Origin of the sequence: Streptomyces sp. NBC_01408 (assembly GCF_026340255.1) — a bacterium.
Lineage (GTDB): Bacteria > Actinomycetota > Actinomycetes > Streptomycetales > Streptomycetaceae > Streptomyces.
Genome location: NZ_JAPEPJ010000001.1, coordinates 4,856,209 through 4,882,016 on the forward strand (window position 1 = coordinate 4,856,209; position 25,808 = coordinate 4,882,016).

At 73.9% G+C, this 25,808-nt stretch carries 28 protein-coding genes; 13 read left to right on the forward strand and 15 right to left on the reverse strand.

The window, feature by feature from the left end:
* Positions 1-55 precede the first annotated feature (55 nt).
* Positions 56-1,360 (forward strand): phytase, encoded by a 1,305-nt coding sequence (locus OG447_RS22025; protein WP_266938578.1) that lies wholly within the window; start codon positions 56-58, stop codon positions 1,358-1,360.
* A gap of 24 nt (positions 1,361-1,384) precedes the next feature.
* On the opposite strand, the gene OG447_RS22030 is transcribed toward OG447_RS22025, so the two are convergent.
* Positions 1,385-2,623, reverse strand: coding sequence for a DUF418 domain-containing protein (locus OG447_RS22030; RefSeq protein WP_266938579.1), 1,239 nt, complete (start codon positions 2,621-2,623; stop codon positions 1,385-1,387).
* A gap of 95 nt (positions 2,624-2,718) precedes the next feature.
* A complete protein-coding gene (locus OG447_RS22035; RefSeq protein WP_266938580.1) occupies positions 2,719-2,883 on the reverse strand; it encodes a hypothetical protein in 165 nt (54 codons plus the stop codon).
* 219 nt (positions 2,884-3,102) lie between these two features.
* Between OG447_RS22035 and OG447_RS22040 the strand changes: the two genes are divergently transcribed.
* From OG447_RS22040 to OG447_RS22055, 4 genes are all read left to right on the forward strand, one after another.
* Entirely contained in the window at positions 3,103-4,146 is a 1,044-nt protein-coding gene (locus OG447_RS22040; protein ID WP_266938581.1) for an NUDIX hydrolase, read from the forward strand.
* Positions 4,147-4,230: 84 nt separating this feature from the next.
* Positions 4,231-4,737: an SRPBCC family protein gene (locus OG447_RS22045; protein ID WP_266938582.1), complete on the forward strand. Its 507-nt coding sequence runs from the start codon at positions 4,231-4,233 to the stop codon at positions 4,735-4,737.
* Positions 4,738-4,961: 224 nt separating this feature from the next.
* Positions 4,962-5,474, forward strand: a complete 513-nt coding sequence (locus OG447_RS22050; RefSeq protein ID WP_266938583.1) for a hypothetical protein — start codon at positions 4,962-4,964, stop codon at positions 5,472-5,474.
* A gap of 180 nt (positions 5,475-5,654) precedes the next feature.
* On the forward strand, positions 5,655-6,584 hold the full coding sequence (locus OG447_RS22055) for a class I SAM-dependent methyltransferase (protein ID WP_266938584.1): 930 nt from the start codon (positions 5,655-5,657) through the stop codon (positions 6,582-6,584).
* A gap of 46 nt (positions 6,585-6,630) precedes the next feature.
* Here the strand turns inward: OG447_RS22055 and OG447_RS22060 are convergent, their stop codons facing one another.
* A complete protein-coding gene (locus OG447_RS22060) occupies positions 6,631-8,007 on the reverse strand; it encodes a DEAD/DEAH box helicase (protein WP_266938585.1) in 1,377 nt (458 codons plus the stop codon).
* A 367-nt stretch (positions 8,008-8,374) separates the two neighbouring features.
* Here OG447_RS22060 and OG447_RS22065 point away from each other — a divergent pair, with 367 nt between their 5' ends.
* Complete coding sequence (locus OG447_RS22065; protein WP_266938586.1) at positions 8,375-8,581, forward strand: cold-shock protein; 207 nt, start codon at positions 8,375-8,377, stop codon at positions 8,579-8,581.
* Between the two features lie 76 nt (positions 8,582-8,657).
* Here OG447_RS22065 and OG447_RS22070 read toward each other — a convergent pair whose 3' ends face one another.
* From OG447_RS22070 to OG447_RS22090, 5 genes are all read right to left on the reverse strand, one after another.
* Positions 8,658-9,221 carry a TetR/AcrR family transcriptional regulator gene (locus OG447_RS22070; protein ID WP_266938587.1) on the reverse strand — a complete coding sequence of 188 codons (564 nt, stop codon included), beginning with the start codon at positions 9,219-9,221 and terminating at the stop codon, positions 8,658-8,660.
* The gene (locus OG447_RS22075; RefSeq protein WP_266938588.1) at positions 9,218-9,571 is read right to left on the reverse strand and encodes a DUF1304 domain-containing protein; all 354 of its coding nucleotides are present in this window, start codon (positions 9,569-9,571) and stop codon (positions 9,218-9,220) included. Before OG447_RS22075 ends, OG447_RS22070 begins: the two co-directional genes overlap by 4 nt.
* 79 nt (positions 9,572-9,650) lie before the next feature.
* The gene (locus OG447_RS22080) at positions 9,651-9,845 is read right to left on the reverse strand and encodes a ferredoxin (RefSeq protein WP_266938974.1); all 195 of its coding nucleotides are present in this window, start codon (positions 9,843-9,845) and stop codon (positions 9,651-9,653) included.
* A gap of 20 nt (positions 9,846-9,865) precedes the next feature.
* Positions 9,866-11,059, reverse strand: a complete 1,194-nt coding sequence (locus tag OG447_RS22085) for a cytochrome P450 (protein ID WP_266938589.1) — start codon at positions 11,057-11,059, stop codon at positions 9,866-9,868.
* 142 nt (positions 11,060-11,201) lie between these two features.
* Positions 11,202-11,540, reverse strand: a complete 339-nt coding sequence (locus tag OG447_RS22090) for a co-chaperone YbbN (RefSeq protein ID WP_266938590.1) — start codon at positions 11,538-11,540, stop codon at positions 11,202-11,204.
* 104 nt (positions 11,541-11,644) lie between these two features.
* On the opposite strand from OG447_RS22090, the gene OG447_RS22095 reads away from it, so the two are divergent.
* Entirely contained in the window at positions 11,645-11,914 is a 270-nt protein-coding gene (locus OG447_RS22095; protein ID WP_266938591.1) for a hypothetical protein, read from the forward strand.
* Positions 11,915-12,024: 110 nt separating this feature from the next.
* On the opposite strand, the gene OG447_RS22100 is transcribed toward OG447_RS22095, so the two are convergent.
* Positions 12,025-12,402, reverse strand: a complete 378-nt coding sequence (locus tag OG447_RS22100) for a hypothetical protein (RefSeq protein ID WP_266938592.1) — start codon at positions 12,400-12,402, stop codon at positions 12,025-12,027.
* 394 nt (positions 12,403-12,796) lie between these two features.
* Here OG447_RS22100 and OG447_RS22105 point away from each other — a divergent pair, with 394 nt between their 5' ends.
* From OG447_RS22105 to OG447_RS22115, 3 genes are all read left to right on the forward strand, one after another.
* Positions 12,797-13,153 carry a YciI family protein gene (locus OG447_RS22105; RefSeq protein ID WP_266938593.1) on the forward strand — a complete coding sequence of 119 codons (357 nt, stop codon included), beginning with the start codon at positions 12,797-12,799 and terminating at the stop codon, positions 13,151-13,153.
* A 59-nt stretch (positions 13,154-13,212) separates the two neighbouring features.
* Complete coding sequence (locus OG447_RS22110; RefSeq protein ID WP_266938594.1) at positions 13,213-14,442, forward strand: RNA polymerase sigma factor; 1,230 nt, start codon at positions 13,213-13,215, stop codon at positions 14,440-14,442.
* 119 nt (positions 14,443-14,561) lie between these two features.
* The gene (locus OG447_RS22115; protein ID WP_266938595.1) at positions 14,562-15,854 is read left to right on the forward strand and encodes a S8 family peptidase; all 1,293 of its coding nucleotides are present in this window, start codon (positions 14,562-14,564) and stop codon (positions 15,852-15,854) included.
* An 18-nt stretch (positions 15,855-15,872) separates the two neighbouring features.
* Here the strand turns inward: OG447_RS22115 and OG447_RS22120 are convergent, their stop codons facing one another.
* A complete protein-coding gene (locus OG447_RS22120; protein ID WP_266938596.1) occupies positions 15,873-17,351 on the reverse strand; it encodes a condensation domain-containing protein in 1,479 nt (492 codons plus the stop codon).
* 39 nt (positions 17,352-17,390) lie between these two features.
* Positions 17,391-17,876 carry an STAS domain-containing protein gene (locus tag OG447_RS32360; protein ID WP_353962240.1) on the reverse strand — a complete coding sequence of 162 codons (486 nt, stop codon included), beginning with the start codon at positions 17,874-17,876 and terminating at the stop codon, positions 17,391-17,393.
* A gap of 160 nt (positions 17,877-18,036) precedes the next feature.
* Between OG447_RS32360 and OG447_RS22125 the strand changes: the two genes are divergently transcribed.
* Positions 18,037-18,864, forward strand: coding sequence for a hypothetical protein (locus OG447_RS22125; RefSeq protein WP_266938597.1), 828 nt, complete (start codon positions 18,037-18,039; stop codon positions 18,862-18,864).
* Between the two features lie 39 nt (positions 18,865-18,903).
* Here OG447_RS22125 and OG447_RS22130 read toward each other — a convergent pair whose 3' ends face one another.
* From OG447_RS22130 to OG447_RS22145, 4 genes are all read right to left on the reverse strand, one after another.
* The gene (locus tag OG447_RS22130) at positions 18,904-21,210 is read right to left on the reverse strand and encodes an ABC transporter permease (RefSeq protein ID WP_266938598.1); all 2,307 of its coding nucleotides are present in this window, start codon (positions 21,208-21,210) and stop codon (positions 18,904-18,906) included.
* Positions 21,207-21,917, reverse strand: a complete 711-nt coding sequence (locus OG447_RS22135) for an ABC transporter ATP-binding protein (RefSeq protein WP_266938599.1) — start codon at positions 21,915-21,917, stop codon at positions 21,207-21,209. The genes OG447_RS22130 and OG447_RS22135 overlap by 4 nt, the downstream gene beginning before the upstream one ends.
* 104 nt (positions 21,918-22,021) lie before the next feature.
* Positions 22,022-22,684: a response regulator transcription factor gene (locus OG447_RS22140; protein ID WP_266938600.1), complete on the reverse strand. Its 663-nt coding sequence runs from the start codon at positions 22,682-22,684 to the stop codon at positions 22,022-22,024.
* Complete coding sequence (locus tag OG447_RS22145) at positions 22,681-23,868, reverse strand: sensor histidine kinase (RefSeq protein WP_266938601.1); 1,188 nt, start codon at positions 23,866-23,868, stop codon at positions 22,681-22,683. Before OG447_RS22145 ends, OG447_RS22140 begins: the two co-directional genes overlap by 4 nt.
* Before the next feature lie 154 nt (positions 23,869-24,022).
* Between OG447_RS22145 and OG447_RS22150 the strand changes: the two genes are divergently transcribed.
* Entirely contained in the window at positions 24,023-24,943 is a 921-nt protein-coding gene (locus OG447_RS22150; protein WP_266938602.1) for an ATP-binding cassette domain-containing protein, read from the forward strand.
* On the forward strand, positions 24,940-25,764 hold the full coding sequence (locus OG447_RS22155; RefSeq protein WP_266938603.1) for an ABC transporter permease: 825 nt from the start codon (positions 24,940-24,942) through the stop codon (positions 25,762-25,764). Before OG447_RS22150 ends, OG447_RS22155 begins: the two co-directional genes overlap by 4 nt.
* Positions 25,765-25,808: the final 44 nt, after the last annotated feature.

Consider the following 25,808-nt stretch of genomic DNA (forward strand, 5'->3'; position numbering starts at 1 on the left):
CCTGCTCCGCCCCTGCAGCGGATCCGTCCCGTCCCTGACCTGAAGGAGCCACTTCGTGCCCCTCTCCCGCATCCGGCGGTCGAGCGTGATCGCCGCCCTGGCCGCCCTCGCGGCGCTCGCCGCGACGGTGCCCGCGCAGGCCCACCCGTCCCGGGGTGCCGCGCTGCCGGCCGTCGCCCCCCGGGCCGAGACCGCCGCCCTGTACGACGACGAGGAAGGCGGCACCGCGGACGCCGACGACCCGGCGATCTGGCGCAACGCGGCCGACCCCGGCCGCAGCCTGGTCGTGGCCACGGCGAAGGAGGGCGGCCTGCGGGTCTACGACCTCGACGCCCACCAGATCCAGTCCGTCCCCGCCCCGGCCGGCCCCGCGCCCGGCGACGCACCGGGCCGCTTCAACAACGTGGACCTCGTCCACGGGATGCGGCTCACGCCGGGCCGCGCCGACCTGGCGGTGACCACCGACCGCGGCAACGACCGGCTGCGCTTCTACCGCATCGACCGCGACCGGCCCGGCGGCCCCCTCACCGACGTCACCGACCCGGCCGCCCGCCCCGTCTTCTCCGCCGACCAGGACGAGGTCAACGGGCAGCGGACCGCCTACGGCCTCGCCACCTGGACCGACCGCGCCACCGGCCGTACGTACGCCCTCGTCAGCCGGCGTGAGACCACGACCATCGCGCTGCTGGAAATCGTGCCCACCGGCTCCGGCACGGTCGGCTACCGCAAGGTCCGCACCCTGGACCTTCCCGCCGCCTTCCGGCTGCCGGGCGGCGCCACCTGGTCGCCGTGCGCCGAACCGGGCCAGCTGCCCCAGGTCGAGGGGATGGTGGTCGACCCGGCCGACGGCACGCTCTACGCGGGCCAGGAGGACATCGGCATCTGGCGGCTGCGGGCCGACCTCACCGGCACGCCGCAACTGATCGACAAGGTCCGCGAGTACGGCACGCCCGGCACCTACGACGAGCAGACCGAGGAGTGCGTGCCCGGGCCCGACGCCGGATTCGGCGGCCGCCGCCTCTCCGCCGACGTGGAAGGCCTCACCCTGGTCACCCAGCCCGACGGGGACGGCTACCTCCTCGCGTCGAGCCAGGGCGACAACACCTTCGCGGCTTACGACCGGGAGACCGGCGACGACAACGAGTACGAGGGCGGCTTCCGGATCACCGCGTCCGGCGCGCTCGACGGCTCCGAGGAGTGCGACGGCGCGGCAGCCCTCAACGCGCCCCTGGGGAACAAGTACCCGAGGGGTCTCCTCGTCGTCCAGGACGGCCACGAGACCCCCGTGAGCGCGGACCGCACCGCCACCAACTTCAAGTTCGTGGACCTCGGCAAGGTGATGGACGCCCTGGAGGACTGACGGGCAACGGCCGCCGCCGGCCGGTCAGACGGGCTCCTTCGCCCGGGCCGGCGGACGGCCGGCTGCGGCCGTGGCCAGCCGGAGCACGTGCTCCACCGGCCCGCGGCGCAGCGGACTGCCGGCCCAGACCCGCTGCCACGCCCAGGTCAGGACCAGGGCCGCGCCGCTGAACAGGAACCAGGCCGACCAGGACGCGGCGCCGTGCGCCGGGCCGGCCAGCACCAGCGCGTGGACGACGTACGCACTCAGCGCCATCGCCCCGAGCAGCGTGAACGGGCGCAGCAGCCCCGCACCGAACCGGCCCCGCGCGAGCAGCGCGCACAGCCCGATGAGGGCGCAGCCCACGCCCGCGTTGCCCAGCGTCTCCAGGGGCGTCTGGCTGTACGGGTCCGCCACGAGCAGCCAGTGCCAGGACGTGCTGGGCACGGCGCCGTACTGCCCGCTCAGCACCTCGCGCACGGGGTCGGCGGCGGCCATGGCCTCCGGGTGGTGGACCGCTATCGCCTCCAGCAGCCGCTCCCGCGTGCCGAACAGGTGCGTGGCGACCCAGGCGGAGCCGTATCCGACGAACGCGGCCACCGCCCCCCACACCGCCATCCGCAGGGCCACCGCGCGGCGGCGCACGTCGCACAGCCGGCCCAGAGCCATCCCGGCCAGGACGTACGGGAAGTAGGTGGCCAGCGGATACGCGCCGGTCAGCAGGAGCGCGCACAGCGCGTCGCCCAGCCCGGCCCAGCTGGTCAGGTCGGCGGCCTCGGGGACCAGGCCCCGCCCGGACGCCTCGTACCCGAAGACCGGGCCCAGCAGGTACGAGAGCACCGGCCCCGCTGCTACCGAGACGGCCGCGACGGCGGTCAGCACGGGGGTGGACATCCGGGTGAACGGCTCGGCGGCGAGGAAGTACACGGCGAAGAAGGCCAGGATGACGAGGATCCCGGGCCACAGCCCGGCCAGCCACAGGCCGAGCGCGGCCAGGACGGCGCAGCGGACCAGCAGCGGACGGTACCGCAGCGCCCAGCCCCCGGGCTGCGCGGCCGGGTCGCGGCCGCGCTGGGCCAGGACGAGGGAGAGGCCCGCGAGGAGCGTGAAGAGGGCCGGGGCGCGTCCGTCGGCCGCCATCATCAGGTACCCGGCGCCTTCGGGCCGCGGGCCCGGTCCGACGTGCACGGCGAACATGCCGAGGACGGCGAGGCCGCGCACGGCATCGACCCCGGCCAGCCGGCCCGTGCCGCCGCCGCTGCCCGCCCCCTTCTCCGCTCCCACGCCCGCTGCCTCGCCCGCGCCCGTCCCCACACCCGTTCCCCTGCCCGCCGCCGCGCCCGATCCCGCGGCTGTGTCCGCGGCCGCCCCCGTGTGCCTCACGCGTCGCACTTCACGCTGTCGCGCACCTTCTCCAGCCCGGCGGCGTACAGCCCGCCGAAGCCAGGGACCGCGGCGCCACCGGCCAGGCCCGCCAGTCCCGGTACGGTCCACCGCTTTCCGCCGGCGGCCGCACGGGTGCCCGTACGGGAAGCGCGTCGCATGGCGGGGTCTCTCCTCGATCCGGTGACGTGGTCGGACCGGCGGTTTTTCGAGCCGCCAGTCCGCCCCGGGAAAGTATCAAGGACCGCATAACCAGGTAATAAGGAGGTATAGGGGCGGCAAAGCGGGGGTGGCCGGACCGGGTGGGAGGGCGCCGTAACCCGGGGACCGGCCTCGCTGTTGCACAGTCGGCGGGTCCACCCACGGTGAACGGAGTTCCGATGCCGCAGCTGACCGACGAGGCCGTGAGCGAAGGCCCGGGAGGTGACCGGCCCGAGCCGGAGCGGGCCGGAACGTGGATGACCCCGGAGGCTTACGGGGCTTCGCGCGCCGGGTTCTGGGCCGCGGCCGTCGTCCTGGTCACCGACACCGACGGCCGCGTCCTCGTCCAGAGCGTCGACTACCGCGCCGACCGGCTGCTGCCCGGCGGAGCGGTGGACGCGGGAGAGGCACCCTCCGCCGCGGCGGCCCGCGAGATGCGCGAGGAGCTCGGCGTCGACGGCCACTACCCGCGCGGCCTGGCCGTCGACTGGATCCCGGCCGACACCCCGGGGATCCCGCCCGAGATGCGATTCCCCGGCGAGATCCTGCACGTCTACGACGGCGGCACCTGGACCCCGGACCGGATCGACGCCGTCCGGCTGCCTGCCCAGGAGATCACCGGCATCGACTTCGCCGAGCCCGCCGACCTGCCCGCCCTGATGGACGCGGGCGACGCCCGCCGCGCCCTGTCGGCGCTGCGTGCCCGCATCAACGGCACCGGCACCGCGCTCCTGGAGGACGGCCGCCCCACCGCGCCCACCGCCCTCGACCGGCTCGGCGTGCTCCGCAGCCGCCGCACCCCGCAGCACGGCGCCTGGCACCCCGGCCCGGTCCCGGCGCACCTGCCCGTCCGGGACCGGTCGGGCTGGCTCTTCGCCCCCGACGGCCGCGTCCTGCTCCTGATCGCCCGCGCCACGGGCACCGCCCACCTCCCGCCCCCGACGGCGGGAGCCGTCTCGGGGGCGCTCCCGCTCGGCTACCGGTACGGGGCCCGGGCCGCCCATGCCCGCACCGCGGCCCGCCTCACGGCGGTCCCTGCGGCCGCGGACCCGGCGTACGCCCGGCTGCTGGCCACGCCCGAGCAGGTCCGCGAGCTCAGCGACTGGGGCCCGGCCGGCCACGATGAACTCGCGGCGGTCCACGCGGCCCGCGGCCACCTCTCGCTGCCCGCCCCCGCCCGCACGCCGCCCACCGAACTCCCCGCGGAGGGCACCCGCTGGTGACGGGCGCCGCCCATGGCCCCGGCGATCACCGCCGTGGGCGGCGAAATCCGGCGTACGCGGCGCGCGGTCCCGCAGCATGGGGCCATGAGCGACAGCACGATCACCTACACCCTGTACATCCAGGCCGATCCCGCCCGGGTCTGGCAGGCCCTCACCGAGCCCGCCCTCACCCGGCGGTACTGGGGCCTGAGCTTCGAGACCGACTGGGCGGTGGGCTCGCCGATGGCCTGGGTCGAGCGCGGGAACCGCACCAGCGACCCCGCGCAGGTGGTCCTCGACTGCGTCCCGGACCGCCGGCTCGCCTACACCTGGCACACTTTCACCCCCGAGTGGGCGGCCTCGGCCGGGATCGGTGAGGAAGTGCGGGCCCAACTGGCCCAGGAGCGGCGTACGAAGGTCACGTACGAGATCGAGCCGGTCGGCGACGCCCTGGCCCGGCTGACCATCCTCCACGAGGACTTCGAACCCGGCGGCACGCTGATCGGCATGTGCAGCCGGGCCTGGCCGATGCTCGCCTCCAGCCTCAAGACCCTCCTGGAGACCGGTGCCCCGCTGCCCGAGCCCGGGCACGAGGCGGGGCAGGAGCTTTGACGCGACCCTGACCACCGGCCGTTCACGGGGGTCGTGTGGAATGGGGGCATGGGGAGAGGGAGCAACAGACAGCGGCCGTGCGCGGCCGGCCGGCGGGCCGACTCGCCGAACAGCGCGCGGACCGGCTCGAAGACCGGTCCCGGCGTCGGCCCGGCGACCGCCGGGGAGCCGCCCCGGGGCGGTCTCCGGGCCCGCCGGGGACCGGGCCGGGAAGGTGCGGCCCGATGATCCCCGTCGAGCCTTCCGGGGGAGCCCGGCCCGCCGAGCACTGGCGCTACACCGGCCACCTGGAGTCCCTGGCCGCCGTCGCGGGCCGGGCCGGGGAGGCCGAGGTCGTCGCCGCCGTGCTGCGCGACCCCGACCCGGTGATGGCCGAGAGCGCGGTGGTCACCCACCTCGACCGCCGGGCCGCGCGGCTGCTCGCCGACGAGGCGTTCCCCGCCTGGGCCCGGGCCATGACCCCCGTACTGGCCGGCCGCGAGTTCCCGGAGCGCAGGCTGCGCGAGTGGAACCTGCTCAAGGCCATCACCCGGGGCGAGCCCTGGTCCGCCGCCGCCCTCACCGCCGCCTCCGACTGGTGCCAGCGCACCGCCGCCCAGTCGCTGACCTCGTACGAGGCCCTCAGCCTGCTGGCCGACGCCGCCCGCACCCGCCGTGTCCGCAACGCCGCCGCCGAGCGGCTGCGCAGGTGGGCCGCTGGGGACGGCCCCGCGCCGGGGCCCGTGCGCCCCTGCTGACGTGAGGCAGGCACATCCGGACGTAAGGTTGTTGAACGGCTGATAAGGGAAAGTGGGGGTGCTGATTCCACGCATACTGCGCTGGAGTCTCGTCACAGGCCCGTGCGGGCCTTAAGGTGCCGTTACCCGGCCGGGTGTCCGTGTTGAGCCGCTCCCGTTCCGCTGGAGGATTGACGCTCCGTGTCACACCTTTCACAGGCTCCCGTCACCACCCCCGAGGGCGAGCCGGCCCCGTCCGCCCCCACCGCGTACAGCGCGGTCGAAGGCTGGTTCTCCGCGTCCGACCAGGTGCTCTTCGACTGGTTCCTCACGCGTCAGGACACCGGCGACCCCCTGCCGGGCGATCTCCTGGAACTCGGCGCGTTCATGGGGAAGAGCGCCATCTTCCTCGGCGGCCACCTGCGGCCGGGGGAGGAGTTCACCGTCTGCGACCTCTTCGGCTCTCCCGTGACGGACGAATCGAACCTCGCCGAGACCCAGAGTTCGTACCCCACCCTCACGCGCCGCGGATTCGAGACGAACTACCTCGCCTTCCACCCGGCGCTGCCGACGGTGATCCAGGCCCCGACCTCCGTGGTCGCCGACCGGGTCCGCCCCAAGAGCTGCCGCTTCGTCCACATCGACGCCTCCCACCTGTACGAGCACGTGGTGACGGACATCGAGACCTCGCGGACCGTGACGGCCCCCGGAGGGGTCGTGGCCTTCGACGACTACCGGACCGAGCACTGCCCCGGCGTCGCGGCCGCCGTCTGGGCCGCCGTGGTCCGCGGTGAGCTGCACCCGATCTGCGTGTCGGCCTCGAAGCTCTACGCCACCTGGGACGACCCCGCGCCCCACCAGGAGGCACTCCGGGCCTGGCTGGAGGGCCGTGCGGACCTCTGGCACGGCATCGACACCGTCGCGGGCCGTCCCCTGGTCCGCATCGGCGACCAGGGGGCCGTGGTGCCCACGCCGCCGCAGCCCCTGCACCCCGCGCCCCTGGCGGAACCGGCCCCGGTCCCCGTGCGCAGACCGGGCGCCAGGTGGCGCAGGCTCGCCAAGGACCTGCTGCCCCCCGTCGTCACGCGGGCGATCGTCGCCCGGAACAAGCGGCGCCGCGCCCGCGGCTGACCGGCGTACCCGCAGGCCCCCGCATCCGGGGGCCTGCGTGCGCGCGTCAGTTGCCCCGGCGGACCCGGGCGGCCCGGCGGGCCTCGGCGGTCTGCCGGGCCTCCGCCGTCTTACGGGACTCCTTGCCCTTGCCCACCCGGCCCGGCCGGGTGCCCATCCCGCGGAAGCCGAGCTCCGTGCCCGAGGGCTTGCCCTTGGCGTCGGTCGGCGCTGCGCCCGCCAGCGGCACCCCGGAGGGGGTCTTGGCGCCGGTGATCCGGCTCAGCGCGGCCTCGCCGGAGCGCACCTGGGTGATGGTCGGCCGGATCCGGGCGTCGGACATCAGCCGCACCATGTCACGGCGCTGGTTCGGGGTGACCAGGGTGACGACCTTGCCGGACTCGCCGGCCCGGGCGGTACGGCCACCCCGGTGCAGGTAGTCCTTGCTGTCGGCCGGCGGGTCGACGTTGACCACGAGGTCGAGGTCGTCGATGTGGATGCCGCGCGCCGCCACGTTGGTCGCGACCAGGACGCCCACGGCCCCGGTCTTGAACTGCGCGAGGGTCCGGGTGCGCTGGGGCTGCGACTTGCCGCTGTGCAGCCCCTCCGCCCGTACGCCCATGGCCCGCAGGTGCTTCACGAACTGGTCGACGCCGTGCTTGGTGTCCAGGAACATCAGCACCCGGCCCTCGCGGGCCGCGATCTCGGTGGCCGCCGAGTACTTGTCGGCCGCGTGGATGTGCAGGACGTGGTGGTCCATCGTGGTCACCGCGCCCACCTGCGGATCGACGGAGTGCGCGACCGGATCCTTCAGGTAGGAGCGGACCAGCTGGTCGACATTGCGGTCCAGGGTGGCCGAGAACAGCATCCGCTGCCCCGCGTGGTGCACCTGGTCCAGGATCTCGGTGACCTGCGGCATGAAGCCCATGTCGCACATCTGGTCGGCCTCGTCGAGCACGGTGATCCGCACCCGCTCCAGGTGCACGTCACGCCGTCCGATCAGGTCGCTGAGACGGCCCGGAGTGGCCACCACGACCTCGGCGCCGGTGCGCAGCGAGCTGACCTGCCGGCCGATGGAAAGCCCGCCGACGACCGTGGCCATCCGCAGCTTCAGGGCCTCGGCGTACGGGGTCAGCGCCTCGGTCACCTGCTGGGCCAGCTCGCGCGTCGGTACGAGGACCAGCGCGAGCGGACGCTTGGGGTCCGCCTGCTGTCCCGCCGTGCGCGCCAGCAGGGCCAGGCCGAAGGCGAGGGTCTTGCCGGAGCCGGTCCGCGCGCGGCCGAGGACGTCCCGGCCGGCCAGCGCGTTGGGCAGCGTCGCCGCCTGGATGGGGAAGGGGGTCTCCACCGCCAGGTCGGCCAGCTTCGTCACCAGCTCTTGGGGCAGGTCGAGCTCGGAGAACGAATCCACCGGCGGAAGCGCCGGAGTCTTCGGCTCGTGCATCGTGAACTCACCCTGCGGTCCGATGCTGCGAGGGGCCTTGCCGCCGTTCTTGGCGCCGCCCTTCACACCGAAACGCCCATGAGCTGACGGGTTCCTCATGCAGAACCTTTCGAAGCGAGAACAAGATGGTCAACCGCCCATGGTACCAGCGGGGGCCCCGCCCGACCGGCGTCCGTTTCGCCGGCCCGCGGAAGACGGCGGGGCCGCAGGCACTGCTCCCTCGAATCACGGACAGCACGGGCAGAAGTTCGAATAGACGCCGCGTCCCCGGTTGGCCGCGTTGAGCGTGTGGTGCGCGGGGTGGTCGGGCAGGATCGAGACGGCCGTGTGTGCGGCCCGCAGTGGAACGTTGAGAAGGATCAGCCAGATGGCAACAGGCATCGTGAAGTGGTTCAACTCGGAGAAGGGGTTCGGCTTCATCCAGCAGGACGACGGCGGCCCCGACGTGTTCGTGCATTTCTCCGCGATCGCGGCCACCGGTTTCAAGTCGCTGGAAGAGAACCAAGCGGTCGAGTACAACGTCACCCAGGGCCCCAAGGGCCCCCAGGCCGAGCAGGTGGTTCCCCGCCGGTAGTACCGCTTCACGAGCCGAGCCCGTGAGATGAGCCCCGCCGGTCCGCCCGGCGGGGCTCATGCGTGTCCGTACCGGCTCAGACGGCCCGGTGCAGGGCGATCAGCAGCCGCCACAAGTGGCCGGCCAGGGCGGCCGGGTCCGCCGGGACGGTGTCGTGGAGCCAGTCCGCGAGCACGCCGGTGAAGGTGGCGGCGACCGCGGAGGCGACGAGGTCGGGGTGCGGGGCCCCGGCCGCCTCGCGTTCGGCGCGGGCGCGGGCGCGCAGTTCCCGGTTCAGGCGGTCGCCGAGGGGACCCGCCCCGCCCGGCAGCAGCAGGGTGCGGTACAGCGGGGCCCGGCCGGCCGCGCCGCTCAGGAACTGCGCCAGTGCGGCCGGGGGCCGGGCCGGGGGGAGCGCCGCCGGTTCCGTCTGCCAGGCGTGCAGGGCGTCCACCGCGGCGTGCACCACGTCGGCGCACGCGTCCACGGCGAGCGCGGTGAGGTCCTCGTAGTGCAGGTAGAAGGTGGCGCGGCCCACCCCGGCCCGGCGGACCACCGCCGAGACGCTGACCTCGGAGAGCGGCCGACCGGCGCACTCGGCGAGCAGGCTCTCGCGGAGCCGGGCCTTGGTGCGGGCGGTACGGGGGTCCTCCGGGCTCATGCGGCCAGCAGCGCCGCGCCGAGGGCCAGGGCGCCGGGCAGGGCCTGGGCGACGAGGATCCGGCGGTTGGCGGTCGCGGCCCCGTACACCCCGGCGATGATCACGCAGGCGAGGAAGAAGATCTGCGTGGCGAGCGAGTCGATGACGAGCGACCAGACCAGGCCGGCGGCGAGGAAGCCGTTGTACAGGCCCTGGTTGGCGGCCAGGGGTGCCGTGAGGCGGGCGGTGTCCGCGTCGAAGCCGGACAGTGCGCGGCCGGGCGGCCGCTGCCACAGGAACATCTCCAGGACCAGGAAGTACGCGTGCAGGGCGGCGACTATGCCGATGAGGACCTGGGCGACGGTGTGCACGGCCGGCTCCACTTCTCTGAGGATGCGATTTCCTGGACAACTGTACAGGAAGTCAGGTCCCCCCACCCGAGCGGGCCGGTCAGCCCTGCCGCACGGAGATGGCCGAGACCGGGCAGGCGCGCGCCGCCTCGCGGACCAGTGGGCTGCCGCCGCCGTCCTCGCGGCCCGGGAGCAGCTCGCTGAATCCGTCGTCGTCCTGGGTGAAGACCTCCGGCGCGGTCAGGGCGCACTGGCCGGCGCCGATGCAGACGCCGGTGTCGATCTCGATGTGCACGGGGGCGGCGGTCATCCGCCTCACCACGCCACGGGGAGTTCGATCAGGCCCTGGATGGTGTCTCCGGGCTTGAACGGGATCCGGTCCGGTTCGGCCGCCAGCCGCAGTCCCGGCAGCCGGTCGAACAGCGTGCCCAGCGCGATCTCCAGCTCGGCGCGGGCCAGGTTCTGGCCCAGGCACTGGTGGATGCCGAAGCCGAAGGCCAGGTGGTGCCGGGCGGGCCGGTGCCAGTCCAGCACGTCCGGCTCCGCGAAGACGGCCCCGTCCCGGTTGATGACGGAGGTCGAGAAGATCACCCCGTCGTCCTCGCGGATCGTCACCCCGCCCACCTCGATGTCCTCGGTGGCCACCCGTAGCATCCCGTCCGCGATCGACAGGAAGCGCATCAGCTCCTCCACGGCCTCCGACATCAGGGACGGGTCCGCCCGGAGCTCGGCCAGCTGCTCCGGGTGCCGCAGCAGGGTGAAGGTACCGAGCGAGATCATGTTGGCGGTGGTCTCGTGCCCCGCGACCAGCAGGATCGTGGCCAGTGCGACCAGCTCCTCGACGTCGACCTCACCGGCCTCCAGGCGCCGGCTGACGAGCTCGTCGAGCAGCCCGTCGCCCGGGTCGCGGCGTTTGCGCTCGATCAGGTCGCGGAAGTACGCGTCGAGCTGCCGCCGGGCCTCCTCCACGTCGGCCGCCTCGGGCCCGCGCAGCAGCCGCCGCGTCCGGCCCTCGAAGAACTCGTGGTCCTCGTAGGGGACCCCGAGCAGTGCGCAGATCACCATCGACGGCACCGGCAGGGCGAAGTCGCCCACCAGCTCCGCGGCCGGGCCCCTGGCGACCATGGCGTCGATCAGCCGGTCCACGGTCCGCTGGATGCGCGGGCGCAGGGCGGCGGTCCGCTTCAGGGTGAAGCTGGGGATCAGCATCCGGCGCTGGACGTGGTGCGCGGGATCGTCGACCCCGAGGAGCGCGGTGCGCCGGTTGCTCAGGTCCTTGAACCGCTGGGTGGGCGCCGGGAAGGCGGCGTTCTGGCGGTCGGACGAGAGCCGGCCGTCGCAGAGCAGGGCCCGCGCCTCGGGGTGGCCCGTGACCACCCATACGGACCGTCCGTCGAAGAGCGTGACACGGGTGAGCGGCCGACCCTCCCTCAGGGGCTGGTAGGCGGCCGGCGGGTGGTAGGGGCAGGTCCGGTCCTGGGGAAAGGTCAGGGCGGCGGATTCTGGCATGGTGCACCTCGCAAGCGATGGGTCCGTATTGCCGGACTCCATTACATGCCTGAGGCACCTATCTCCTCCATGCCACTTCCGGCCAGATCGCCCGTGTTCCCCCGGAGGGCCCGGCGGGAGCCCGGACGGGCGGGCCGGGAGCTCAGAGGTGGGCGTCCAGGAACGCCCGGAACTCCTCGCGCGCCATCGGCCCCTCGTGCGCGGCCACCGCCTCGCCGTCCTTGATCAGCACGGCGGTCGGCGCGCCGGTCACGGCGTACCGCCGGGTGGGCTCGGGGCAGCGGGTCATGTCGGTGCGGACGGCGGTGAACCGCGTGCCGTACTCCTCGGCCAGTTCCGCCACGACCGCGTCCATGGCGCGGCACGCCTCCAGGGCCTTGGGCCAGGATCCGCAGAAGTAGGCGAGAACCGGCCCGGTCGCCATGGACAGGATGAAGTCGAACTCCTGGTTCTCCAGCGGCTGGTGTACCCGACGTGCCATGCGTGGTGCTCCTCGCTCGTGCGTCCCCGTGATCGGGAGGCGGCCACCATCATCGCCGCTCCGCCGCAGGTCTCGTTGTCAGTGGCGCCTGTGATGCTGGGCCCATGGACGACAGGATGCTCCGGCGCCGGGTCTACGGCGCCGACCACGAAGACCCCGACCCCGGCCCGCGCCCCGGCCACGTCTACGGCGAACTCGTGGGCGGCCCGCTGGACGGGCTCCTCCTGGACATCACCGGCTGGAGCGCGCCCCAGCTCGCCGAGGAAGCCCGTCTCCCCACGGAGATAGGGCGCTACGGAGCCGGCGGCCGTGCCCACTACCGCCGCCGCCCGGCGGACCCGGGCCGCTGGGACTGGGCGGGGGACAGCCGCTGAGCGGCGGAGCCCCCGGTGCGCCGACGCGCGACCGGGGGCTCCGTACCGCTCTTCCGGCACGACGCGGCACGGCACGGTACCGGCACGGCACGGCGCCGGGTCCGGCCTCGTCAGCGGGCCGCGGCGCCCTGGCTCACCCGGCGGGCCCACAGCACCAGCGGTACCTGGAGCGGCAGCCGGGCCAGCGCCACAGCCTGGACGGCGGGGGAGCGTCGGCGGGCGTCGGCGGCCATCTTCACGTTCGCCGGGAACACGCCGACGAAGAACGCCGCCGTGGCCAGCGCCGCCACCCGGCGGGTCCGCGGATGGGCGACACCGGCCGCGAGCGCGAGCTCGGCCGCGCCGCTCGCGTACGTCCACTGCCGCGGGCTGCCCGGCAGCGAGCGCGGAACGGTCGCATCGAACTGCTTGGGCGCCACGGCGTGCGCGACGGCGGCACCGGCCAGCAGACCGGCGAGCAGCAGGGGGGAAGAGGGGACGCGCGGCATCGGGGTTCCTCTCGGAGGGGCCTGGAGCCGCGATCCTACTCGCGGGTAGGGGTGGCGGCGGGGCCTAGTGCTGTGGCCGGAAAGGTTCACCGGGTCGCGCCGCCCGGTATGGCGCCTCGCCGCGTTGTCGGACCGCGCCGGTACGTCCAGTACGAGCCGCGGCCCTCCGCCTTGCGATGCACCGCACCGGACGACGCGCCCCGGCAAACCTTTCTGGCCACAGCACTAGGGAGGCGGCCCGGTGACCGCCCGGTGACTGCCCGGCGGCCGCCCCGGTGGCCGCCCCGGAAAAATCTCTGAAGAATTTCGCGGGAGCTGTCGATCCGGCCGTCGTCCGATCGACGCAGGGGTGAGAGGCAGGGAAAGCCCCCGCCCTCCCGACCGAGGAGTCACCATGCCGCGCTTCCTGACGATGATCCGCATCGACGAGCAGAACCTCCCCAACGAAGGCTTCCCCGCCGACTTCGAGGAGCGCATGGGCGCCCTCCTGGAGGAGATCACCAAGGCCGGGGTCATGCTCGACACCGCCGGGCTGCTGCCCACCTCCGAGGCCACCCGGCTCACCTGGTCCGACGGGAAGACCAGCTACACCGACGGCCCCTTCACCGAGACCAAGGAGGTCGTCGGCGGCTACTCCCTGACCCAGTGCAAGGACAAGGCCGAGGCCATCGAGTGGACCAAGCGCTTCCTGGAGATCCACCCGGCGCACTGGAACCTCAGCGCCGAGGTGCGCGAGATCCAGGAGATGTGAGCCCGCGCGGCCCGCGCCACGTTTGCCCTGCCACGTCACGGCTGCTCTGATGGGTGGCCGTGACGGCAGCGAGTACGGCCCAGGCGGTCGAAGCGGTGTTCAGGATCGAGTCCGCGCGGATCATCGCCGGTGTCGCCCGCATCGTGCGGGACGTCGGCATCGCGGAGGAACTCGCGCAGGACGCCCTCGTCGCCGCCCTCGAACAGTGGCCGGACGCGGGAGTCCCCGACAAGCCGGGCGCCTGGCTCATGGCCACCGCCAAACACCGCGCGATCGACCTCGTCCGCCGCAAGGAGACGTACGCGCGCAAGCTCGCCGAGGTCGGCCGGACCCTGGAGGACGTGCGGCCGCCCGCCGAACCGCCGGACCCGGACGACATCGACGACGACCTGCTCAGGCTGATCTTCACCGCGTGCCATCCCGTCCTGGCGACCGACGCCCGGATCGCGCTCACCCTGCGCCTGATGGGCGGGCTGACCACCCAGGAGATCGCCCGGGCCTTCCTCGCGTCCGAGGCCACCGTCGCCCAGCGCATCGTCCGGGCGAAGCGGAGCCTGGCCACGGCCGGGGTGCCCTTCGAGGTCCCGTACGGCACCGACCGCGAAGCGCGGCTCGCCTCCGTCCTCGAGGTCATCTACCTCATCTTCAACGAGGGTTATTCCGCCACCGCCGGCGACGACCTCGTGCGCCCGGCCCTGTGCGAGGACGCCCTGCGCCTCGCCCGCGTCCTGGCCGCCCTGATGCCCGAGGAGCCCGAGGCGCACGGGCTCGCCGCGCTGCTGGAGTTCCAGGCCTCCCGGATCGCCACCCGCACCGGGCCCGACGGGGAGCCCGTACTGCTCGCCGACCAGAACCGAGCCAAGTGGAACCGCCTGCTCATCCACCGGGGCGTCGAAGCGATGCGCCACGCGGGAAGCGGGCCGTACTCCCTCCAGGCGGCGATCGCCGGCTGCCACGCGGCGGCCGTCCGCTACGAGGACACCGACTGGCCCACGATCGCCGCCCTGTACGGACGCCTCGTGCTGCTCGTCCCCTCACCCGTGGTGGAACTCAACCGGGCGGTCGCCGTCTCGATGGCCCAAGGGCCGCAGGCGGCGCTGCCGCTGGTCGACGCCCTCGCGGAGGAACCGGCCCTGCGCTCCTACCACTTGCTGCCGAGCGTACGGGGCGACCTGCTGGAGCGGCTCGGCCGGCCGGAAGAGGCCCGCGCCGAGTTCGAGCGGGCGGCCTCGCTGACCCGCAACGCCCAGGAGCGCGCCCTGCTCCTGCGCCGCGCGGCCCGGACCTGACCTGACCCCTCCGGGCGGGCGCCGCACTGGCCGGGACGGCGCTCTTGTGGCGACGCGGGGGCCGGGTGCACCCTGCGAACCCCCACACCCGGTCGACGAAAGGTCCAGGTGCACCGGAGATGACCGCCCCCAGACGCTGCCGCCGCCTGCTCGTGTCCGCCGCCGTGCTCGCTGCCGCCGCCCTGCCCATCGGCCCGACAGTCGCTGCGGAAGCCGCCCCCACCGGGGAGTTACAGCTCGCGGGACCCACCGAGACGGCGATCCCCGACAGCTGGATCGTGGTACTCAGGGAACCCGCCGGGAGCCGGTCCGCCCGGTCCGTCCACGAGCTGCTGGACCGGGCCGACGGCGCCCGGCTCGGCCACGTGTACCGCTCGGCACTCAACGGCTTCTCCGCCCGGATGAGCCGCGCCCAGGCGGCCCGGCTGGCCGCCGACCCGCGCGTGGCCCGCGTGCACCAGGACACCCGGGTCACCCTGGACGCCCCGGCGCGGGCGGAAGCGGAGACGGCGGACACGGCGGACACGGCCGGGACAGCGGACACGGCGGAGACGGCCGCTCCGGCGGCGACCCAGCCGAACGCCCCCTGGGGCCTCGACCGGATCGACCAGCGCCTGCTCCCGCTGTCCACCACGTACACGTACCGCACCACCGCCCCGGCCGTCCGCGTGTACGTGATCGACACGGGACTGCGCACCACCCACGCGGAGTTCGGAGGCCGGGCCTCCGTCGGGACCGACACGGTGGGCGACGGCCGGAACGGCGAGGACTGCCACGGCCACGGCACCCACGTCGCCGGGATCGCCGCGGGCCGCACCTACGGAGTGGCCAAGGAGGCACGGCCGGTGGCCGTACGGGTCCTCAACTGCCAGGGCTCCGCGAGCACGTCCGGGGTCGTCGCCGGAGTCGACTGGGTGACGGCGAACGCGGTCCGCCCGGCCGTCGCGAACATGAGCCTGGGCGGCGCGGTCAGCACCGTCCTCGACACGGCCGTACGGAACTCCATCCGCGCCGGGATCACCTACACCGCGTCGGCGGGCAGTTCCGGCCGGCCCGACGGGGCCTGCTCCACCTCGCCCGCCCGGGTACCCGAGACCATTGCGGTCGGCGCCAGCGACCGCCTGGACCGCCGGGCCTCCTCCTCCAACTACGGCGCATGCGTGGCCCTCTTCGCGCCCGGGGTGGCGATCCCCTCGGCCTGGAAGGACAGCGACACCGCCACCGCGACGCTCAGCGGCACCTCCGCGGCGACCGCCCACACGGCCGGCGCCGCGGCGCTCCACCTCGCCCGGCACCCGGCGGCCACCCCCGGCCAGGTCAAACAGGCCCTGGTCGCGGGCGCCACGACCGGAGTGCTGCAAGGCACCCCGCCGGTCGCACCCGACCGCCTCCTCCACACCCTCTACGAGTAGGGGCCGCGCGGACCGGGCTCAGCGGGTCCGGGAGAAGGCCGCCACGTCCCGCGGGGTCCCGACGGGCCGCCGGGGCGCGGTGAGCGCGACCGGCCGGCGGAACCCGCCGGAGCGGGCGATCTCCTGCACCGTCCCGCGCAGCGCGTCCTGGAAGTCGCCCATGGTGCGGCGGGCCGCGTCCGTGTCCACGTAGATGGAGTTCATGTGCAGGCCGTCCGCGTCCCGCTGGAACCAGGAGCAGGCCCCGTTGGCCCGCGCCGACCACACGTGGGACGCGGGCTGCCAGTCCTCGTGGCGGTCGGCGCCCCGGCACCTGCGCATGTCGATGTACGAGAAGAAGTTCACCGGGTACGGCCAGGAGCGGGCGGCGAACTGCTCGGGCGCCAGCAGCTCCCACGCCCGGACGAACGGCACGTCGATATGCCCGATCATCTCGGTGAACCCGGCCCGGACCGAGGCCATCACCTGGGCGAAGTCCCGGCCGGGCGAGGCGTCGAACTCGATGGGCATGGTGTTCACGAACCAGCCCACCGAGTCCGTCCACACCCCCCGGCCGCGCTCGCTGACCGGCATGAACCCGCGGTAGACGCCGGGACCGCCCGCCTCGCGCAGGCAGACGGCGACGGCGGCGAGCAGCCCCATGAAGGGCTTGCCGTCGACCGTCAGACAGGCCTTCTCGAACACCTCCGTCTCCGCCGCGTCCAGCAGCGTCGAGGCCTCGTTGACGATGGGGTACAGCCGGTCCGGCTCGACACCGAGGTCGAGCGGGAAGCGGGGGAAGAACTCGCCGCCGCGCGCCATGAACTCCTTCCAGTAGCCGAGACGTTCGTCGCTCGCGTCGATGGAGAGGTAGCGGCCGCGCTGCTCCTCCGCGAAGTCGAGGTAGCTCGGGGCGGGGGGCAGCGCGATGTCCTCGCCGCGGCACAGGGCCTCGTAGGCGGTCAGTACCTCGTGGACGACGATCGGCATCGACATGCCGTCGCACACGATGTGGTCGAAGGTGAGGTAGACGGTCGCGGAGTCCTCGCGCAGGACCGCGCCCATGATGAACAGCGGCCAGGAGAGGGTGTCGATGCTCTGCCTGAACCGCTCGGCGAGGAAGCCGCCGAGCCGCTCGGAGGTCTCGAACGTGCCGACGTGCTGGGCTTCGAGGGAGAGTCCGGCGGGGTCGAAGGGCTCGCAGGCCAGCTCACCGGCGAGACGGCGGAACGCGCACCGCAGTACCTCGTGGCGCTGGACGAGGGAGAGCAGGGCCCGGGCCAGGGCCGGTTGGTCCAGCGGCCCGGCCACCTCGAAGGTGACCGAGACCCACGACGCGACGGGGTCGTCGGCGGCCCGGCTCTCCTCGGCGACGGTGAAGTGCTTCTCCTGGTTGAAGGAGGCCCACCTGCCCGACTCGTCGTCCGGACCGCCGGCTTCCGCCGCCGTGGTCCGCAACCGCCACTCGACCACCCGACCGGGTGCCACGTGGTGCATCTCCAGAGGAAACTGCCGCATGCCGTCATCCCTTCGCCCCCCGAGTCAACCCCCCAGGCCCTAACGACCTCCGGCCCGGGGAAGTGACGGAACGACTTGCGGGCCCCCGGTGCCCGGACCCCGTACGCGGGCCGCGGTGGCCAGCAGCAGGCGGACGGACCGGGAGGTGGTGGCCAGTTCCGCGCGGCCGCCGCCGCGGGCCCACTGGTCCAGTGCGTGGAGCAGGGCCGAATCGCAGAAGGTGACCAGGGCCGTGTCGAGGACGAGGCGGCGGGCGCCGCGGGCGGCCCCCTCCGCCAGGAGTCCGCGCAGCGGGGCAGAGGTGAAATGGTCGAACTCCCCGGCCAGGCTGACGGCGAGGACGCCGTCGCGGAGCGTGGCCCGTATGCGGGGGAGGGGATCGGGGCCGGACTCCGCGGTGAGGCCGGCGAAGGACCCCTGCGGGGCCGCGGTGGCCGCGGACGCGGCTTCGGACCGGCCTTCCGGCGGGGCTTCGGACGCGGAGGGTGCCGGGGCGTGTAAGGGGGCGTCTATCGGAGTGCGCATGCCCGCTGCAACGGGCCGCACCCCGGGCGGGAACCGGCGCGCGCCGGTCTTTCACCCGCGCGGACCGAGGTACTGCGCCGTTCCGGCGATCTTCGTCCCACCCCGGTGCCACGGCTGCGCGTCCCTCGTCCGCGGGCGGTGATGGCCGACAGTGGGCGGCGTGGATGTGGAAGAGGTCATCGATGCGCTGTACGGGCTGGCCCCAGCGCGGTTCACGGCGGAACGGGACGCGGCCGCGGCCAGGGCGAAGCGGGAGGGGGACCCGGCGGCGGCGAAGCGGATCAGGGGGCTACGGCGTCCCACACTGGCGGCCTGGACGTCGAACCTGCTGGTCCGGGAGAAGCCGGAGGAGGTCGAGCAGTTCCGCCAGCTCGGGCAGGCACTGCGGGCGGCGCACCGGTCCCTGGACGGGGACCAGCTGCGCGAGCTCTCCCACGAGCAGCACGTGGTGATCGGCGCGCTGGCCAGGGAGGCGGTGCGGCTGGCCGGGGAGGCGGGGGCGCCGGTCTCGGAGGCGGTGGTGCGGGAGGTCGAGCAGATCCTGCGTGCCGTCCTCGCCGACCCGGAGGCGGCCGAGGCGTGGGCCTCGGGCCGGCTCGTGAAGCCCCCCGCCGCGGTGACGGAGTTCCCCGCCCTCGACCCGGACGCGGCGCCGCCCGCTCCCGCGCCGCAGCCCCCCGCTCCCGCACGCCGGCCGAGCGGCCGCCGCCGGACCGACCGCCGCGAGGCCGCGGCCGCGCGGGCCGCCGCCCAGGACGCGCACTGGGCCGCCACTGCCCGCGAGGACGAGCGCCGGCTGGCCGAGGAGGCGCACCGGCGCGCGGTCGAGGAAGCGGAACGCGCCTCCGTCGCCGCGGCGGAGGCCGGGGACCGGCTGCGCGCCGCCGTCCACGCGGCCGGAGAGGCCCGCCGCGCGGCGGCCGCCGCCGACCAGCGCCTGCGCGCCACCGCGGCGGACCCGCCGGAAGACGAGCCCGCCACCGAGTGACACCGCCCGGCGCCCGGGGTGGTCCGGCGCGGTGAGGGGTCATTCGGTGTGGAGGACCGAGGCGATCGGCATACGGGCTGCCGCGCGGGCCGGGAGCAGGGAGCCCAGTACGGCGATCGCCATGCCCGCCAGCAGCATCGCGGTCAGCTGCGGCGCGTGCCACACGTCCTTCATGGACTCGGGGAAGGCGATCACCCCGACGTGGTCCACCACCAGGCGGTGCGCCGCGATGCCGAGGGGGATGCCGAGGAGTCCGCCGGCCAGCCCCAGCCCCGACACCGAGGTCACCGTCATCACCACCACCTGCCGGGGGGTCATCCCGATCGACTTGAGCATGCCCAGGTCGCGGCGGCGCTCGCGGGTGTTCAGCAGGACCGTGTTGAAGACGCCGAGCGAGGCGACGACGGTCAGCAGGACCGTGAACACCGTGGAGAAGGTGACGACGGTGGTGGTGCCGGCGTTCCCCGTGTCCATCACCGACGCGCTGAGCCCCGGATCGGCCGCCTGGACCGCCTCCGCGTAGGCCCGGGCGTCGGCGCCGGGGGCGAGCCGCACCGTGTACTCGATGGCGTGCGCGTCCGGGTCGAGCCGGTCGAGGGTGTGCCAGGTGGCGTCCAGGGCCCGGTCGTTGCCCTCCACGAGCCGGCCCACGACGGTCGCCCGGACCTGCCTCCCGTTCAGCGCCAGCGTGACCCCGTCACCGACCTCCAGCCCGAACTGGGCGAGGAACGTCGGCCCGGCGGAGATCTCGCCCGCCGCCGCCGGCGCGCGGCCTTCGACGATCACGTCGCCGTAGACGGCGTCCCCCCGGTAGAAGTCGGCGAAGACGGGCTGGGCGTGCCCGACCATGCTCACCTGGGCCAGCGCGCGGGCCCGTACCCGCGGATCCCCGGGCAGCGACCGCAGCCGCTCCTCGATCTGGAGGTCGCTCAGCAGGGGCGCGGTGCGGCCGTTCAGCGGTCCCCCCGCCTCCACCTGGACCCTGGGGCCGCCTTCGCCGCGGCCCGCGTCGCCGTACGCGAGCATCGTGCTGGTCAGCCCGGTGGCCAGGGTCACCGTGGTGACGCCGAGGACGATGGCCGCCATCGTCAGCAGGGTCCGCGCGGGGCGGGCGAAGGGCTGGCCGAGGCCCAGGCTGACCGGGCGCGGCAGCCGGGTGTTGGCCAGGACCCGCTGGACCCGCAGCCCGCGCCCGGCCGTCGGTGCTCCGCCCGTACTGATCGCCCGAGCGGCGGGCAGCCGGTGCGCCCGCAGGGCGGGTACCAGCGCCGTCAGCAGGACGAGGGCGGGCATCCCCACCAGGGGGACCACCGACACCCACGCGCCGATGCCGTCCACCGCGGCCCGGCCCGTCTCGATGCCGGTGAACGAGACCTTCAGGACGGGACCGGCCAGGGCCGAGCCGAGCAGGGTGCCCAGTACGGCACCGACGACGGCCGGCAGGGCCGTCATCAGCAGGTACACGGCCACCACCTGGTTCGGGGTGAAGCCCAGCGCCTTGAGCACGCCGATGTGCCGGTACCCGGAGACGACCGCCCCGCTGACCACGTTCCCGACGATCAGGGCGGAGACCAGCAGGCCCAGGATGCCGAAGAGCGTCATGAACGGGAGGTAGGAGTCGGCCAGGGCCGAGAAGGTCCGCTTGAGGGTGAGGTGGTCCTGAGCGCCGGTCAGGGCATCCGCGGGCAGCCCGGCGGTGGCCCCGGCCAGCCCGGCGTCCAGCTGCGCCCGGGTCGACGCGTGGGTGAAGCGGTAGAGCATCTGGGTGGCGGAGGGGTGCAGCGCGGCCAGCTGCTCGGGTGCGACCCAGGCGCTCGCCGACTTGCTCATGCCGGCGGCGAACCCGACGACGGTCAGCGTCGGCGCTCCCGGGTTCTCCAGCCTGGTGCCCAGCAGCTCCCTGCCGGGGGAGCCCGAGGACGGCCAGTGGACGACGATCTCGCCGGGCGCGGTGGCCCAGCGGCCCTCCAGCAGCTCGATCCGGTCCACGGGGCCGGCCGGATCGGCGCGGCCCACCACCGTGAGGGTGCCGCCCGCCATCCACAGCCAGCCCTGCGGGATGTCGACGACGGCCTGGCCGAAGGGACCGGCCGCGGCCTGGACCCCCGGCCGCTCCGCGGTCCGCGCGAGCTGCTCCGGCGAGACCTTCGCGGAGTCGAACGTCGCCACCGCGTGCGCGCCGCGCTGGGCGGCGTACGCCTGGTCGAAGGAGCTGGACGCGGTGTCGAGCAGACCCAGCGCGAGGAGCACGGTCGTGGTCGAGCACAGGACGACGAGCCCGATGACGAATGTCTGGAGCCGGCGGCGCTTCACGGCCGCGCGCGAGGCCCTCCACACGGCGCTCACGCCGTCGCCTCCAGCACGCTCTCACGGGCCACCCGGCCGTCGGCGACCTCGACCAGCCTGCTGGCGCACCGCGTGGCCAGTTGCGGGTCGTGGGTGACGATCAACAGGGTCTGGCCGATCTGGTTGAGGTCGATCAGGAGGTCCATCACCTGTTCACCGGTGCGGCTGTCGAGGGCGCCGGTCGGCTCGTCCGCCAGCAGCAGGGCCGGGCGGTTCATCAACGCCCGGGCCACGGCGACGCGTTGGCGCTCGCCGCCGCTGAGGGTCGCCGGATAGTTGTCGCGGCGGTCGGCGACGCCGAGTTCGTCGAGGAGTTCCAGGGCCCGGCGGCGGGCCTGCCGGGCCGGTGTGCCGGTCAGCTGGGCGGCCAGGGCCACGTTGTCGAGCGCCGGCAGATCGTCGATGAGGTTGAAGAACTGGAAGATCATGCCGATGTTCCGGCGCCGGAACAGCGCCAGCCCGGTCTCGTTGAGCGAGCCCAGGTCCTGGCCGTGGACCTCCACCAGGCCCGAGGTGGGCCGGTCCAGTCCGGCCACCATGTTGAGCAGCGTGGACTTCCCGCAGCCGGAGGGACCCATCACGGCGACCGCGTCGCCCGCCCGGATCTCCAGCGACAGACCGTCCAGGGCCCTCGCGTCGCCGTACTCCTTGTGCACGCCGTCCAGCCGCACCACCACGGGCCGTGTGCTGTCCTGATCAGTTGTCATGGCCCGAACCTAAGCGGGGCCCGCGGACGGGGCGTCAGCCCCCGGATGTAAAGGTCCAGGCAGGTCATCCTGGGGATGTATGCGACGTGCCCGGGGCGGCGACATCAGCGGGGCAGCGTTACCAGCCCCCTCTCATAGGCGGTGATCACGAGCTGGACACGGTCCCGGGCGTTCAGTTTGGTGAGCAGCCGTGACACGTGCGACTTGGCGGTGGCCACGGTGATGAAGAGGTCCTCCGCGATCTCGGTGTTCGACCGGCCGCGTCCGATCAGGGTCAGCACTTCCCGCTCCCGTTCGGTGATGCCCTCGACCGGCCGTGGGGAGCGCACCGGAGCTGATTCGGGGCGCCGGACGAAGTCCGCGATCAGACGGCGCGTCACACCCGGCGCGATCAGCGCGTCGCCCGCGGCGACCACGCGGACCGCCGCAAGGAGGTCGTCCAGCGCCATGTCCTTGACCACGAAACCGCTCGCGCCGGCCCGGAGCGCGCCGTAGACGTAGTCGTCCTCGTCGAAGGTGGTCAGGACGAGGACACGGGTCGTTGTCGGACCGGCCGTGATCAGGCGGGTGGCCTCGATCCCGTCCATGCCGGGCATCCGGATGTCCATCACCACGACGTCGGGGCTGATCTCCGTGACCAGTTGGACCGCTTCGGCGCCGGTGGCGGCCTCACCTGCGACTTCCAGGTCGGGGTGGTCGGCCATGAGTACGCGCAGCCCGGACCGGACCAGAGGCTGGTCGTCGGCGAGCACGATCCGGATGGTCATCGGTCCTCCACCCCGACTCCGACGGGAGCGGGCAGCGGCAGCCGCGCCGCCACCCGGAAGCCGCCGTCAGGACGCGGGCCGGCGCTGAGGTGGCCGCGCAGCAGGTTGACCCGCTCCCGCATGCCCACGATGCCGAAGCCGTGGTCCGAGCCGGTCACCGACCCTTTCCTGACGACGCCGCACCCGTCGTCGAGGACCTCCACGGACAGCTCCTCGGCCCCGTAGTCGATGGCCACCCGGCAACGCCCGGTGCGCGCGTGGCGGACCACGTTGGTCAGCGCTTCCTGCACGATGCGGTAGGCGGACAGGTCGATGTCGGCAGGCAGGGCACGCTGCTCCCCGCTGCGGTGCACGTCGACGCGTACCCCCGCGTCCGCGGTCGCTGCCGCCAGCCGTTCGACGTCGGCCAGCCCCGGTGAGGGTGCGAGTGGTGACTGCTCCGAGGCGGCCTCGCCCCGGTTGGCCTGACGGAGTGACACCAGGGTGCGCCGAAGGCCCGACAGGGTGTCCCTGCTGGTGGCCTCGATGGCGCGCAGGGCCTCGCGGGCTTCCGCGGGCTGGGTCCGGATGACCCGGCTCCCCACACCGGCCTGGATGGCGATGATGCCGATGCTGTGCGCGACCATGTCGTGCAGCTCCCGTGCGATCCGCAGCCGTTCGGCGGTCACGGCCTCGGCCACCTCCTGCGAACGCAGCGCCACCGCGTGCTCCCGGCGCTCGCGACTCAGCAGACCGGTCATGCAGGATGCGGCCATCGCCAGGAGGGCGATCACCCCGTTGACGGTCAGGTTGTCCCCGTGGGCGAAGACGCCGATGGCCAGGAGCTGCACGGCGAATGACACGGCCACGGCGAGGATGGAAGCCCGCCGTGCGCAGGTGGCGACGATGAAGCCCAGGACGAGGTCCACCGCCAGATATGACAGGAACTGGCCCTGGTACGACGCCGCCGGCTCCGCGTGTACGGAGCTTGGAGTGCCCACCACCACGGCAGTGGATCCGAAGAGTGCCATCGCCAGCGCCAGCAGCGGCATCCGCCGCACCACGCCGACGAGCAGACTCACGGCCAGCAGCGACCCGACACCGTGGACCGTGCCCGACGCCCGCGTCGCGCCCCCCACGAGCAGACCCACCATGAGGAGGTAGGAGGCACCGCCTGCCCAGGCCACGGCCTTCGTTCTCGTCATCGGGGTGATCGTCATGAGGTCCACGCCGTGAGACTAACCGGCCACCGCCCGCGCGGCATCAGCCCGGGGACGTACGCCCACAGGCCAACCCGGCCGCGCGATTGCCGCCCACGGCCCCATGTCCGGACGGGGTCGTCCCGGCAGTGTGGGTGCCGTGATCGAAGTCAACGAACTCACCAGACGCTATGGCGGCAAGACGGCCGTCGACCAGCTGTCCTTCACCGTGCGACCGGGCCAGGTCACCGGATTCCTCGGCCCCAACGGAGCCGGCAAGTCCACCACCCTGCGGATGATCCTCGGCCTGGACACGCCCACCACAGGCGCCGCCACCGTCAGCGGCGTCCCCTTCCACCACCACCCGCGCGGACTGCGGCACGTCGGCGCCCTCCTCGACGCCGGCCAGGTCCACGGCGGCCGCAGCGCCGCCGCCCACCTGTCCGCCCTGGCCCGCAGCAACGGCATCCCGCGGCGCCGGGTGGACGAGGTGCTCCAGGAGGTGGGGCTGGCCGAGGCGGCGAGCCGCCGCATCGGCGGGTTCTCCCTCGGCATGAAGCAGCGGCTGGGGATCGCCACCGCCCTGCTCGGCGACCCGCCCGTGCTCATGTTCGACGAGCCGATCAACGGCATGGACCCGGAGGGCGTGCTCTGGATACGCCGCCTCTTCCGGCGCCTGGCCGCCGAAGGGCGCACGGTCTTCCTCTCCAGCCACCTGATGTCGGAAATGGAGAACACCGCCGACCAGCTGGTCGTCATCGGCCGCGGCCGCCTCATCGCCGCCGAGTCGGTACGGGACTTCGCGGCCCGCAGCACCCGTCGCAGCGTCGTGGTGGGGACACCGCAGGCAGCCGAGCTGGCAGCCGTGCTGACCGCGGCGGGCGCCTCGGTCGAGCCGGAGGGCTCGGCGGGCGCCGAGAAGCTCGCCGTGACCGGGCTCCCGGCGGACCGGATCGGAGCGCTCGCCTTCGAGAACCGTATCCGCGTGGACGAGCTGACCACCCGCACCGCCTCACTGGAGGCGGCCTTCATGGAACTCACGGCCGACAGCGTCGAATACCAGGCAGGACAGCCCCGATGACCACACTCGCCTCCGTCTTCTCGGCCACCCCCGTCACCGGGCCACCCGCCCGCTTCCGCGACCTGCTCGCCTCGGAGTGGATCAAGATGCGGTCCCTGCGCTCCACCCCGTGGACGATCGGCCTCACCCTCCTGTTCGTCATCGGGTCCGCAGCCGTTGCCACGCTCGCGGACAAGGCCGCCCGCTCCGGCCCCGCTGACTTCCTGCCCTACGACGCCTATCCGCCAGCCGGCTACTGGACGCTGATGCTCGTCGCCGGCAGCATGGGCGCCCTCACCGTCGTGAGCGAGTACAGCAGCGGCCTGATCCGCACCACCACCGTGGCCGTCCCCGCCCGCGGCTCCGTGGTGCTGGCCAAAGCGGCCGTCACCGCCGCGCTGTGGACCGCGGTCGGCACGGCCGTCTCCACCGGTTCCTTCTTGGTCTCCCAGGCCATTCTGAACGGGCGGCACGCCGGGGTCCCGCTCACTCACCCCGGGGTGTTCCGGGCGCTGGCGGCATCCGCGTTGCTGGCCCCGGTCTGCGCACTGATCGGCCTGGGCATCGCCGTTCTGCTCCGGCACGGGGCAGCGACCACGGTCACCACCGTCGTCATCCTGCTGATGCTGCCGCCCATGTTCTCGGAGAGCGACCGCTGGTCGGCGGACATCAACCACGCCATGGTGTCGGCCGCCTGGAAGCGTCTGATCCAGAACTGGGAGGCGGATCCCGGATCCCTGGGGTACACCGCCACGGTTCCCGGCTCCTGGATCGTGTACGCGCTCTGGCCGCTGATCGCCGTCGCACTCGCCGTGGTCGTCGTGCGGCGCCGCGACGTGTGACAGCGACGGCTGGCGGGCGGGGGCGTCGATATGATCCGGAACGC